General features: G+C 49.1%; 13 protein-coding genes. 1 reads left to right on the forward strand and 12 read right to left on the reverse strand.

Going from position 1 to position 12,991, the window contains the following annotated elements:
* Nucleotides 1–11: 11 nt before the first annotated feature.
* The 7 genes from KVT36_RS09525 to KVT36_RS09555 form a co-directional block, all read right to left on the reverse strand.
* Nucleotides 12–995 (reverse strand): ion channel, encoded by a 984-nt coding sequence (locus tag KVT36_RS09525; RefSeq protein WP_217603265.1) that lies wholly within the window; start codon nucleotides 993–995, stop codon nucleotides 12–14.
* A 29-nt stretch (nucleotides 996–1,024) separates the two neighbouring features.
* A complete protein-coding gene (locus KVT36_RS09530; protein WP_217603266.1) occupies nucleotides 1,025–1,468 on the reverse strand; it encodes a DoxX family protein in 444 nt (147 codons plus the stop codon).
* Nucleotides 1,468–2,226 (reverse strand): DUF2063 domain-containing protein, encoded by a 759-nt coding sequence (locus KVT36_RS09535; protein WP_217603267.1) that lies wholly within the window; start codon nucleotides 2,224–2,226, stop codon nucleotides 1,468–1,470. The genes KVT36_RS09530 and KVT36_RS09535 overlap by 1 nt, the downstream gene beginning before the upstream one ends.
* On the reverse strand, nucleotides 2,213–3,043 hold the full coding sequence (locus tag KVT36_RS09540) for a DUF692 domain-containing protein (protein WP_217603268.1): 831 nt from the start codon (nucleotides 3,041–3,043) through the stop codon (nucleotides 2,213–2,215). Before KVT36_RS09540 ends, KVT36_RS09535 begins: the two co-directional genes overlap by 14 nt.
* A gap of 202 nt (nucleotides 3,044–3,245) precedes the next feature.
* Nucleotides 3,246–3,581 (reverse strand): hypothetical protein, encoded by a 336-nt coding sequence (locus tag KVT36_RS09545; RefSeq protein WP_217603269.1) that lies wholly within the window; start codon nucleotides 3,579–3,581, stop codon nucleotides 3,246–3,248.
* 85 nt (nucleotides 3,582–3,666) lie between these two features.
* Nucleotides 3,667–3,942: a hypothetical protein gene (locus tag KVT36_RS09550; RefSeq protein ID WP_217603270.1), complete on the reverse strand. Its 276-nt coding sequence runs from the start codon at nucleotides 3,940–3,942 to the stop codon at nucleotides 3,667–3,669.
* Between the two features lie 7 nt (nucleotides 3,943–3,949).
* Nucleotides 3,950–4,531: a sigma-70 family RNA polymerase sigma factor gene (locus KVT36_RS09555; RefSeq protein WP_217603271.1), complete on the reverse strand. Its 582-nt coding sequence runs from the start codon at nucleotides 4,529–4,531 to the stop codon at nucleotides 3,950–3,952.
* A gap of 154 nt (nucleotides 4,532–4,685) precedes the next feature.
* Here KVT36_RS09555 and KVT36_RS09560 point away from each other — a divergent pair, with 154 nt between their 5' ends.
* The gene (locus KVT36_RS09560) at nucleotides 4,686–6,392 is read left to right on the forward strand and encodes an HAD-IIB family hydrolase (RefSeq protein ID WP_217603272.1); all 1,707 of its coding nucleotides are present in this window, start codon (nucleotides 4,686–4,688) and stop codon (nucleotides 6,390–6,392) included.
* 549 nt (nucleotides 6,393–6,941) lie between these two features.
* On the opposite strand, the gene KVT36_RS09565 is transcribed toward KVT36_RS09560, so the two are convergent.
* The 5 genes from KVT36_RS09565 to KVT36_RS09585 all read right to left on the reverse strand — a co-directional run bounded on the left by KVT36_RS09565 (nucleotide 6,942) and on the right by KVT36_RS09585 (nucleotide 12,834).
* The gene (locus KVT36_RS09565; RefSeq protein WP_217603273.1) at nucleotides 6,942–8,477 is read right to left on the reverse strand and encodes a PepSY-associated TM helix domain-containing protein; all 1,536 of its coding nucleotides are present in this window, start codon (nucleotides 8,475–8,477) and stop codon (nucleotides 6,942–6,944) included.
* A gap of 6 nt (nucleotides 8,478–8,483) precedes the next feature.
* Nucleotides 8,484–10,550, reverse strand: coding sequence for a TonB-dependent receptor (locus KVT36_RS09570; RefSeq protein ID WP_217603274.1), 2,067 nt, complete (start codon nucleotides 10,548–10,550; stop codon nucleotides 8,484–8,486).
* Between the two features lie 311 nt (nucleotides 10,551–10,861).
* Nucleotides 10,862–11,230, reverse strand: a complete 369-nt coding sequence (locus tag KVT36_RS09575) for a hypothetical protein (RefSeq protein ID WP_217603275.1) — start codon at nucleotides 11,228–11,230, stop codon at nucleotides 10,862–10,864.
* A gap of 52 nt (nucleotides 11,231–11,282) precedes the next feature.
* Nucleotides 11,283–12,032: an ABC transporter permease gene (locus KVT36_RS09580; protein WP_217603276.1), complete on the reverse strand. Its 750-nt coding sequence runs from the start codon at nucleotides 12,030–12,032 to the stop codon at nucleotides 11,283–11,285.
* A 19-nt stretch (nucleotides 12,033–12,051) separates the two neighbouring features.
* Nucleotides 12,052–12,834, reverse strand: coding sequence for an ABC transporter ATP-binding protein (locus KVT36_RS09585; RefSeq protein WP_217603277.1), 783 nt, complete (start codon nucleotides 12,832–12,834; stop codon nucleotides 12,052–12,054).
* Between the last annotated feature and the right edge of the window lie 157 nt (nucleotides 12,835–12,991).

Raw genomic sequence — 12,991 nt, forward strand, 5'->3', positions numbered from 1 at the left:
GTTTTATATAACTAAGACCGTTCAATGGGGCTGAACGGCGTTGCTACGGTAACATCCACCTCTTTGGATTCACTAAGCTTATGCAGCTCCAGGATAGTGCTGTTGCCGGTTTCCCGGTACATGGGCACAAAGCGGCGGTTAAAGTGGATCTCTTCGTACGTATAAGAAGTGCGCTTTAATACAAAGTTGGAGAACACATCATCAAAGGCGCGGATGAGCACATAAATTTCTACGTCAGCGGCTTTCAGATCATCCTGGTTTAATCCCTGCAAAGGACTGTTCTCATCTATAGGATGCACTACCGTCCAGTTCATGGGCAGGTTCTGGATCTTGCTGCGTTCCAGGGGCAGATCATAGAACTGGTATGCGGTTTTACCATTTTCCGTTACCAGCAAAGCAGTGGTCACCTTTACCTCTACATCCGTAAGCGTATGATTATTTTTATAGGATGCAAAACGGAACATGAGCCCCGTCTTATCCTGGTAGGGCGCTATCACTGCATAATCACTAAACATGAGGAAAGCTTTGGGCTTGGAAAAACGACCGTAGATCAAACCTGTAAATACCGCCAGGTACAGGAAACCGTTCAATGCTTCCAGGGAGGCTACCAGGTTGGCGCCGTCTCCAACAGGGTTTACACGGCCATAACCTACTGTGGTAAAGGTTTCTGTGCTGAAGAAATAGATCTCTTTGAATACCTGCCACCTGCTATGCCCCATCATCCCTACAAATTCATGTGCGCCCAATGCCAGGTAAATGAGCGTGTAGATGAGGTTAATGGAAAAAAAGAACAGCAGGATGGCGCAAAAGAATTTCAGCGGGGACAGGTTGAGCATGAAGTGGTAAAGGCTCATGCGCTCCCAGTAAGGACGGCCTTCTTTGCGCAGGTTAAAGGTGCCATCCTTGTTCACAAAACGTCCTACAGAACCGCTGGAGCTGCTGCCAAAACCAGTATCGTTGTTTATTTTGGAAAATGGGTTGATGCGGAGTGCCATACAGGAAATTTGTATAGCAAAACTAAGGGTTAGTTTCTATATTTTCTACGCAGCCGTTCATCCATACTCACACTGCCTGGTCCCATAATAAACAAGGTAAACAGCATCAGGAAATAATACAGCGGGATCTCAAAACCATTATCACCCGCGCTGAAACCATTGGGCCAGTGTACTGCAAAAATTGCTACCAGCACTACGATCATTAGCGGAATGGTAATAAGGCGGGTGGCAAGGCCCAGGGTAAGCAATACTACCCCTGCGGCTTCTGTAGTAGCGGCCAGGTAGGCGCTTAACGTGGGCATGGGAAAGTGCATGCTGCCAAACCATTCTGCAATGGCATTAATATCGGACCATTTCATTTTGGCAGGTGTATAAAAACCGTAGGCCAGTATGAGCCGTAATAACAATAAGGGTACTGACCTGGCTTTTTCCAGGGATGCCGCCGTGCCGGCGTAGGATGATAAGATGCTCATTAGTGTTTGCTTTTAAATCCGATGATCAGCCGGTTATCCAGCGATTGTGTGATGAAAGCATGCGCCGCAGCCTGTATCTCCGGGCTAAGCTGCAGCTGCCAGGCGGCGCAGCATTGGCGGATCAGGGCATCCATGGTTTGCGGGCCTTCCTGTAATATTTCCAGCATGGCTACCAGCGCCGGCGAAAGATTTATGAAATTCACCTCCCCGCTGTCCGGCTTTCGGAATAATACCAGGAAATAACCGCCTTTATCAGCCGGCGTGAGCTGTTTAGCCGTTTTCAGGTGAACGGGGTATTGGAATTGCTGTAAATGATGTTCGGGATTCAGGACTAATTCATCTGTTGAAATATCGCCTATGGTGGTGTAAGCGGCCGGCCGGTCTTCCATCATAAACAGCTCCACTTCCAGCCATTCCAGCCAAAGCAGCTCTAACAGGAACGGGTATTTGTTTTTAAGCTTATGTTCTTTGGGCGATAAATATTCGAATAACTCCTTGGGCATGTACCATACCTGCGGCGACTGGCAGGGATGATTGGAAAAAAATTCCTGCACCAGCGCATTCCACTCTCTTGTTGTAAGCAAATGATGTGTGAGCGGGTAGGCTGATTGCAACATATCATCTACCACGTTGTACACCAGGCGGCGGTACTGCGTTACATGCTGCTCCCGCACACCGGGAATAGCGCTGTACTTACCGGTGCGGCAATAATCTGCCAGGGCCGACTGGTGCTGGTGGGTAGTTTCAGGCAGTTGCATAACGCGGGTTTTTCAGGTGCACATTTTTGATCTGCTGCAGGCGGTTGATCTCCTGCTGCAGCTCATCCAGCTCAGGGATATTAAAATCCCTTTCCAGCAGCACGGGAACGTCACGGTCCAGGCGCTGGATGGTATAGGCAAACAGGTCGTATACCGGGTCTATGATAGCTTCTCCGTGGGTATCAATGATCAGATCGTCCGATACTTTTTCATGGCCGGCCATATGAATGTAAGCTACTTTATCCATGGGCAGCTGGTCTATGAATGCTTTGGCATCGTACTGATGGTTAAAGCCGTTTACATATACATTGTTCACATCCAGCAGCAGGTTACAGCCTGCTTCTTCCAGTATGGCATTAATGAAAGCGATCTCTGTAAGCTCCGGTGCTACCGGTGTGTAATAGCTTACGATCTCAATGGCGATCTTCCTTTCCAGGAAATCCTGCACCTGCCGGATACGGCGGCTTACATGACGCACGGCTTCCGCTGTGAACGGAATAGGCAGCAGGTCATATAAATGCGCGTTATCACATTTAGAGTAGCTGAGGTGTTCGGAATAGATCTGCGCATTGGTATCCCGCAGGAAGGTTTTTACCTTTTGCAGGAAGTTCAGGTCCAGCTCGTCGGGGCTGCCTACAGAAAGTGAAAGGCCGTGTGTGTACAGCGGATATTTTTCCAGCGCCTGGTTAAACAGTTTTTTCCAGTAACCGCCCACCCCTATCCAGTTTTCCGGCGCTACTTCAATGAAGGCCGGGTTGAATGAAGGGCTTTGCAACAGCGTGGTTGCAAAATCTTTTCTGAAACCAATTCCAACCATGGTACGATAAGTATTACGTGTAAAAAAAGTTGGCAGTAAGGTGTGTTACTGCGTAGTGCTTTTTACGGACTACCTTTTAATAGTGGCAATCGTTAGTTGGCGGTGGGCAGTAGTGGCGACTACTGCCCACTGCAACTAACTTTAACAACTGGCAGTTAACAACTTTAAGGACTGCACACTGCCAACTAACAACTGCCTGTTATTACCTGGCTGCCGGTTTTACTTTGGTGGAGTCGGCCTTCATCTTTTTCTTACCACCTTTTTTATCACCGCATTTGCCTTCGCCGCACTTACCATCTTTTCCGCATTTTCCATCTTTACCTTTTTTCATGGAAGCGGAATCTTTCTTTTCGCCACAGGCCAGCTCCAGGGTACGGGCATGGCTGGCACCGTCCATCAGGCGGGTTCTTACGGCTTCGCCGGTACCCAGGTTGTTGAAGCTAAACAGGTCTGCAGCATTTGCCTGCAGGTTTGCAGTAGCCAATAAGGCGCCGGCCAGCAGAGAGCCGGTTAACAGAACTTTCTTTTTGTTCTCCATTGTTGTCAGTTTTTATATGTGATTAGAATTTTTGCACGTATAGCCGGTATATTTACACCAACCTGACACTGTAACCAACAAATTCTTAATTCTTTTCCAGGCGGTTTGTGATCTTTTCTTTCAGTGCGGCCTGCTCCTCTTCTTTGGGTGCTTGAGGATGTTCATGCTCGTGATGCAGCTCCGTCAGGATCCGATGCAACAGCCGGCTGTGTTTTTGATACCGGTGACACATGCCACAGAGACCGGTATGCAGGAACAGCCGTAATTTCTCTAACGCGGACAATTTAAAGTAAATGTCCTTTTCAATCATTTCCGTAGCAATCGTACAGGGAAGAAATATTTTTTTTAACACTCTTTTCATGCCCCATCTACTTTTTAAACCAGTTATTCTCCAGACAATTTCTCAGGTGCAGCTTAGCGCGGTGCATGATCTGCCAGAAATTAGACGGTGTTATCTGAAGATCCTGACAAATATCCTTCCCTTCTTTTTCTTCCAGGTATTTTAATTTTACCGCTGCCAGCCAGTTGCCGGGCAGCAGATGCATACAGTGCTGCAGAATTTTCCGGAAATCCGGGTTGTCCAGGATATGCGTATCCGTAGTATTCCAGGTTTGCGGACGGCGTTCTTTGCGCCACTCATCCTCCTCATCAAAGAAGAAAGATAAGCCGCCCTCTGTTTCGTTAACAACCGGATGGCGGAATTGTTGACGGAAATGATCGCTGATCTTATTATTCAGGATAGAAAAGAGCCAGGTTTTAGGCTGACTTTCCTGTTTAAACTTATCGAATGACTGTAACGCGGCCAGGAACGTATCCTGTACCAGATCTTCTGCCAGCGCCTTGTCGGTAGTTTTATGATAGGCCCAGGCGTACATTCCGTTTGTGTACAACTGTACCCATTCGCGGATGATAGCATGATGACCGGTTACTGCTCCTTTAGCTGCGCTCATAAACAAAGTGTAGGTAAACAAAAATAGGGATATTCATAACATTCTAATGAGCCGGTCATCCAATTTATGCTGATTTTTACAAATATTTAAGAACTGCCCCTTTACTCCCCACATTTAGCTTATCCAGTGGCATAATTACTGCTCTTAAGCTGTTATGAGATACTATGTTCTGGCATCCGATTATGATGGTACGCTGGCTCACCACGGCGGCGTTACCGATGAAGTAGTAGAAGCATTGAAAGCGCTGAAGGCCAGTGGCCGCAGCCTGCTGCTGGTAACCGGCCGCGAGCTGGATGAGCTGAAGGCCTTATTCCCCGCACATGCGGTATTTGACCGTATTGTAGCAGAAAATGGCGCCTTAATATATAATCCCGCTACATTGGAAGAAACCACCCTGGGCGACGCACCGCCCGAAGCTTTTGTTGCCGAACTGCGTAAACGCGGTGTGCAGCCCCTTTCCGCAGGCCGCATAATAGTTGCTACCTGGGAACCGCACCAGGATACTGTGCTGGAAGTGATCAAACAATTTGGCATAGAACGGCAGATCATCTTTAACAAAGGCGCCGTAATGGTATTACCCCCAGGCATCAACAAATCCAAAGGCCTCAATGCAGCCTTAGATGCCATGGGATTTTCCATGCATAACGTAGTGGCCGTAGGTGATGCCGAAAATGACAGCGCTATGCTGCAGGTAGCTGAATGCGCGGTAAGTGTGGCCAATGCGCTGCCTACCCTGCAAAAGATCAGCGACTGGATAACACCGGCCGACCATGGTGAAGGGGTTATGCAGCTGGCTGCCCGCATGCGGGAAGACGACCTGCTGACGCTGGACCTTATGCTGAAAAGGCACTACCTGCCGCTTGGCGACCGCTATGATAATGCGCCCTTCCTGGTGAGCCCCTATGGCAGCAACATTATTCTTGCCGGTAGCAGCGGGGGTGGAAAAACCACATTCACCGCCGCGTTTATGGAGATATTGCTACAACGCGGCTACCAGTTCATTATGATAGACCCGGAAGGCGATTACCTGGAGCTGCAGGGAACGGTAACCATTGGCGATGTGGCGCAGCCACCTGCCCTGGAGCCGCTGATGCAGCTGCTGGAAAGGCCGCATCAAAGCGTGATAGTTTGCACACTGGCTTTATCTATGGAAGAGAAGCCCGCTTTCCTGCAACAGCTGCTGGCGGCTGTTTTAGACCTGCGCCAGCACAAGGGCCGCCCGCACTGGATACTGCTGGATGAAGCGCATCACCTGGCGCCTGCTGAAGCTAACCCGCACTTCTTTACCCCGCTGCATGCCTTTACTAACTATATTGCCATTACTACACGGCCGGAGCTGTTACATCAGTCACTGCTGGACCAGGCTACCACCATTATGGCGGTGGGGCAAGCGCCGCATGAAACCATTCATCATTACGCCAGCTGCATTAAAGCAGCCCTTCCGGAAATACCCATTGCGGACCTGCAAAAGGGCGAAGCCCTGGTATGGCACCGCCCCTCCGGGGAAGCACCTTTCCTGATACGCACCTTAGTTCCTCAAAAAATACTACAGCGGCATAAACGTAAATATGCTATCGGCGATATGGGACCGGACAGCTTCATCTTCACCGGGCCGGAAGCAAAACTGCAGCTCAAAGCCAGCAACCTGCTGCGCTTTGTAGAAATTGCGGAAGGTGTGGATGATGATACCTGGCTCTTTCACCTGCAACGGCATGATTACTCTGCCTGGATGCGTAACAGTGTAAATGATGAAACGCTTGCAGAGCAGGTGGAGAAAATAGAAGATAAAGAGCCGGATGCGGGAGCATCGCGGAACGCGATTGCGCAGCTGGTGAAGCTGCATTATACAGGGCCGGCGTAGATTATTGGCGATTGTGTTAAGGCGGTTGTTTACACGCCTTTTTTAATAAAACATTACATGAGAATATTTCTTGCAGGTCCGGCTACGGCCTGGTGCCCGCCTGTTTAGTTCTCTATTAAACCGGAAATTATCGTATCAGTGTATTTGTGCTATTAGGCTTCATCAAGCGTATCACACCGGCCAAGGGCCTCCGCCCGGACCTGCCCGCGAAATACCATCATCACAATACTACTACGAGCGGGGGTGCCTCAATTCAAGTGATGGTTGGATAACAAATAAACTAACGATAGCATAACGGCAGCTTTAAAAGCCCTCTTTTTGAGCATAAACGTTTAACTGCGCACACCACAACTACACCCCTGAAACATTACACTACCACGCAGTAATACCAAGGTCCATAGTTCCAAACTATGGACCTTGGCCGGCGTGACACGCACGGTGAAGCCCTGATAAAGCACCCAGGTATGTACGCTTGATAAAGCCCCATAGACTTCATCACAGGCGGGCACAGACCGGAGTTGGAACTATGGACCTAACAGCCTGATGAATCTACGCAACACCTACCTTTCGCCCTTTCCGCGTTCTCAGCTTCCACACTACGTATAACGTTAAACCTACAACCACCATGATCACCTGCATCAGCACCCAGAACATAGTGCTGAAATCGCGCATGGCCTTGCCGCCCCAATCCATGAAGTGGTGTTTGTGAAAGAGCGCAAAGGAATAACCCTGCGGCAGCTCCAGGTCATCAACACGTACGGAGAGCCTGCCGGTGGAGGTTTCTATATAATACCGCTCATGATGACGGCTGTTATAACCTACTTTCCATACGGGCAGGCGTTTGTCGGCAAAGTTGTATTCGTCGTTGAATTGGGTAACGTAGGATGTATCAGTGATAGCTGCTGCAGGGTTGTTGCTGAACTGCGTAGCCAGGTATTGTGCATACTGCGCATCGCCGTGTGGCAATACCACACCCGTGCCTGCTGCTACATATTGAATACCGTTTTTCGTATATACCTGCCAGTAATTACCATTCTGCAGGTGTACCATGCTTACATTATTAACAGGAGCTTTTACAGCCTGCGCTAATATACCAAAGGGAATGGTTACATCCGTGGCTGCAAAATGGCCGGTTACAAAATAGCGGTCGCGGGTATCTGTTTGCAGCTTGCTGAAAGCGTAATAGCTGCCGCTGAAGGTCCACATAAGGGTAAAGAGGGATGCTATTACGGCGGTGTAGCGGTGATAACGCCGGGCTTTTACCAGGCTGTTGCCGTTTGAGCTTTTACTTTTTGTGGTAAAGAAAATGTAGAGGCCCAGGATGGAGGTAATGAATGCCATTGCTGCAATACAGGCCAGCACAAAGTGTTTGGCTTTGCCTAAGAGGTTCAGCCAGTCCCAGGTATGCAGGTAGCGGAAAATGCGGTCAAATACGGCGCGGCGGTTATCCATGGCAAAGGCAAAGCGGTCGCGGGTAGTTTCCACGTAGATGCGGATACCATCCATCCGTTCAAAGGATACTTTGTACACCGGCAGTAAACGGTTGATCTCCTTGTATTCAGGATCGAAGGCGGTGAGCATGGAAGCGTCATGCACTTTAGCGCCTTTTACGTTGTTTAATACGCAGGAGGTAGCGGCATCGCAACAGTCGTGGGCGGTGCTGCCTGCTGCCGTTGGGGGTGGCGGGGCAGCAGCGCTGTCTGTTTTATCCGGGCCTTCCAGGAACTGGCGGGCCAGGTACTGTGCATAGAGCCAGTCGCCCGCAGTGAGGATCTTGCCGTTGATGGTGCTGAAATATAAGGGCTCTGTTTTGCCAGGCGCCTGCACCTGGTAAAACCAGGTAGTATCAATATGCACCAGGCGAAAGCTGCTGATGCTGTCAATATGGTGTTTTTGCAAGGCAGCCGTGAGCGTGGTTTGTATATGTGCGCTATCAATGGTGTGTGCCGGCAATACCTGCGTAGCTATCTGCGGGCGGATATTGGTCATTAACGGGTGCATGAAACCACTAATGGCCCATAACAGCACCGGCAGCGCTATGATAAGCGATAGTGTACGATGCAGCTTGTATATATTCTTCTTCATGACATCTTATTTTTTACCCATCCTGAAAGCCATACCTACATTCCACTCCCGTGGATCGCCCAGGTTGTAGCTGTAACCGTAAGCCGACTTACTGGCAAAGGTGGAGTAATACTTATTAAACAGGTTCAGGGCATTCACCCATACTTCGCAGCGGCCTACCGTATAACCGGTGCGCAGGTTCACCAGGTCGAAACCGCTGTAGGATTGCGTATTGGCATTATCCATCCAGTACTTACCCAGGTGCTGCCATTCCATGCCTATACGAAAACCTTTAATGAAAGCAGGATGGTACATCACTTCTGCATTGCTGATAAAATGCGGGGCGGCGCTCATTTCATTGCCGCTCACATCTGCGCCTTTTTCCACGTAATCTGTAAAGGTATGTTTGGCATTAGTGGCGCTTACCCGGAACATCCATTGCCGGGAGGGGCGGTACGTAATGCCATACTCCACGCCCCGGTGGCGGGTTTTGCCGGCATTCCGGTTCTGGAAAGTACCATCATCTTCACGTACGGAAATAATCTCGTTGGTGCCATTCATGAGGTACAGACTCCAGTCTGCATACAGCTTGTGCTCCAATAAAGAGAACCACCCTCCTGCTTCATAGTTGAAAAAAGTTTGCGGCTGCAGGTAAGGCACCTTTACACTGTTAAACAGCTCAGATACCTGTGGCGGCACATATCCCTGGCTGTAGTTGGCATATATGCCAATGCCTTTGTAGTTGTAGGTAAAACCTGCTTTGGGTGTAAAACGGGTAAAGTCCTGTTTGGTAGATGGCGCGCCGGTGGAGGCGGATGCGGGCAAATGATTATCAAAATCAAAGTGGTAAAAGTCATAGCGCAAAGCAGCTACCAGCTTTAATCCACGCAGCGGACTCATTTCATAATGTATATAAGATGCCAGGTTGCTGATGCCGGTGTTGTAGTTGCTGAGCGTAGAATCTGTTTGCTGGTAATTGGTGTAATTACCCTTACCATCCCGGTTAATTTGTATGTAACGGGCTATGTAGGTGCTGGGGCTCAGGTCTGCGCTGATGCCGCCGATCACTTTACTGCCCAGCCATTTGAATTGCTGCTGGTGCTGCGCTACCAGTAGGTAGCTGTTAAAGGAGCTGTTGTTCAGCTGCCCGTTGGCCAGCAAAACATTTGTGCGGTTATTAGTAATGTAATAGGATGGGTTCTGCTTTACGGAATTATCCCGGAACATAGCGGTTACCTGCGTTTGGCTGTTATCGTTCCATTGCTGGGTAATACCGCTGCGGATGCGTAAGGCCGTGGTTTTACGGTAGGTAAAGGAGTATGGCGTGGTATAATTCTTTTGCGCAAAATGGGCGCTGTCCAGGGAGCCGGTCATATCGCTGTAGTAGTCAATAAAGGTAATGCTGTTGCTCCAGGTGGTTTTATCGCTGGCTTTATAATCGGCCCGGAAGGTAAGGGCTGTTTTGTGAAAGTCGCTGTAGTCCACCGGCCCGTCGTGGCGGTTGGCGTAGTAACCGCTTACTACCAGGCCCCATTTACCATAGGTGCCGCCGGCCTGCAGATCTACCCGTTTGTAACCGTTGTTATTAGCCTGCAAACTCACCATTCCCGTGTTTACGGGTGGCGGCGTAAGCGTAATAATATTTACGGCACCGCCTACAGCTTCTGCACCGTATAAGGATGATGCCGGCCCGCGGATAATCTCAATCTGTTTGGCGGCGGCCATATTCATTTCCAGCAGTGCATTATGGTTGTATAAGCCGGTAGTGCGGATGGGAATCCCATCTTCCAGGTACAGGAACAGGCTTTTAGTGGTCATGGGCTGGCGGATGCTCATTTCATGCTGCTCATTGGAAAGACTTACCATAAATACTCCGCTTACTTTATTCAGCAGCTGGTCTAAGCGGTTGGCCTTTGTATCCTGTATGGTTTTAGTACTAATGGTGCTGATGGCAATAGGCGCATCGCTCCTTTTTTGCTGCGTGCGGCTGGCAGTTACAATCACCTGCTGCAGCTCTTTTATGTTAGTAGTATCCTGTGCAATAGCCATCACTACTATGCACATTAGTATAATAGACAATAATCCCTTTTTCATTACAATAAGTTCGGGTGAGGAAAAGCTTAAAGCTCAAAGCAGAAGGCATAAAGCATAAAGCATAAAGCTTAATGCCGCGGATGTGGAAAGCGGAAAGCAGAAGACGAAAAGCTAAGTGCATAGCACTAAAGACTAAAGTTAACGGCACGCACTAACAGCCGGTAAAAGCCGGATGCAGGGCATATCATCAAATGCAGCAATAATCAACAGTTAACGGTGCATGGCCAAACAATATCAGGCATTAAGCCTTCATCGTTAAGTATGCAGTGCGTAGTATTAAGCTTTGTGCCTTCTGCTTTCAGCTTTATGCTTTAAGCCTGTGGTGGATGGAAAGGGGCGGCAACAAACACAGTACAGGTATTTACCTGCAAATTGGGATATTGTATAGTACTAACAATCAAAGAGTGGTTCAGATGTGCGGGACTAAAAGCAGCGCAAATGATCTCCAGCTTATTCTCTGCACGGCGCTCGGGGTTTTCCTGCTCGCTTTTTTCTTCCTGCTTCATCTTACGCATCATATGGCATTTACCATTACAATGCATTTTAGGCTTGTTGCGGTTCACGCAAAGGTTTTTGGCAATGTAGTCCCTGTTCAGCTCATACTCCGCCACTATCAGCATTTTGCTGAAGGTTTGGCTTAGTACGCCTATCAGTAACAATATTGCGGCAACTTGTTTCAAGCTGCCGCAAAGATAGTAGTGAAAGCTGAATTTCCCAGTTAGTTCAGCAATTTTATTTCGTGTTCCAGCGGAACCATTTAATACCCAGTAAGGAGAACACAAAGGCGTATCCGATGGTTGCCAGCAGGGCCTGCGTACTTTGTATGGTCCAGTGCGCCGGCTGCAGGCTATCAGACACTATTCGTTTTACACTGCCAAAAGGGGACCATCTTACAATAGCTTGTACTTCTGTACCCAGCATGCCCAGCTCGCCAAACATACCGATCATAATAAAGGCAAAGTATACCAAACGGGTGGTAGCGCTTACAGTTTCCGGGTTCTTAATAAGGCCGGCTATCATCTGCCCCAAACCCAGGTACACGGCGCTGCCTACTAATCCCATGGTAAATCCGAACACATAACCTGCCGGGGTCAGAGATATTTTATCTACATAAAAACCTACAATAAATACGGCAATGATAAGCGCCAGGATCATTACTATCTGCACGGTTAAGCGGCTTACCATAATGGTCCAGGTGGAAAGGGGCGCTACACGCAGGCGCTGGAAAATACCTTTATCGCGGTCGCGGGCAATGGAATTGGTGTAGCCCATTAAGCCAATGGCGGTAAGGCCAATGGTGATACAGATGGATAATACAAAGGCGCCGCCTAATTTATCTACCAATCCTTTCCAGGACATCAGTATGATCAATGGCACCAGGAACACCAGCACAACGGAGCGGCGGTTGCGCCATTGCGTGGTAAAATCGGCGCGGAGCAATGCATTTAAAACAGTAGATGTTGCAGGAATGTTATTTCTCATAGCTCGTAATAGTTAAAGATTATGAACGGATGGCGCGGCCGGTAAGACCAATAAAAACATCTTCCAGTGTGATCTTTCCTTTGCGGGAAACGCTGATCACTTCCGGGTCGTGGCGGTAATGGTCTACCAATGCCTCCGGTGTATCAATGGCTACTACCCTGCCATGGTCAATGATGGCTATACGGTCGCACACAGCTTCTGCCTCTTCCATGGAGTGTGTAGTGAGTAATACGCCATGTCCTTTTTCACGGATGGCTTCCATACGTTCCCATAACTGCCGGCGCGATTGCGGATCCAGGCCCGTGGTTGGCTCATCCAGCAATACCAGGTGCGGATCGTGAATGGTGGCTATTACCAGTGATACGCGCTGCTGCTGGCCACCGGAGAGCTGCCCGAAACGCTTGCCCGCAGCATCTTCCAGCTTAATATCCCGCAGAATGGAAAGGATCTGCTCATGATTGATGGCAGCGCCGTAAATACCGGCATACAGGCCAATGATCTCTGAAATGGTAAGCTCCGGCTGAAAGCTGGTGGCCTGCAGCTGTACGCCCATGTTAGCGCGGGCATGTAAAGGCTGTTTGTGAATATCAAACCCTGCTACGGAAATATTGCCGGAGCGGGGTTTCAGCAGGCCTTCCACAGCGCTGAGCGTACTGGTTTTACCGGCGCCGTTAGGGCCCAGGAAACCAAAGATCTCACCGGCATTCACCGTAAAGGATACATCATTTACAGCGTGAAAGTTACCGTAGTACACATGCAGGCCGCTTACCTCAAGGATGGGCGTATGTGATTGATGGTTCATTAAAAAAGGATTTTGGTGTGGCAGATAACGCTGCAAACATACATTACCTGCAATGCCGCCATATGATAAAAAGGCGAAAACCTGCGTTCTGCCGGTAAAAAGCCCTGGAATGGCGGTGAAGTTTCCGTGTTTTACGGTTTAACCGTTTCCTGCACCG

Origin of the sequence: Chitinophaga sp. GbtcB8 (assembly GCF_019091455.1) — a bacterium.
Lineage (GTDB): Bacteria > Bacteroidota > Bacteroidia > Chitinophagales > Chitinophagaceae > Chitinophaga.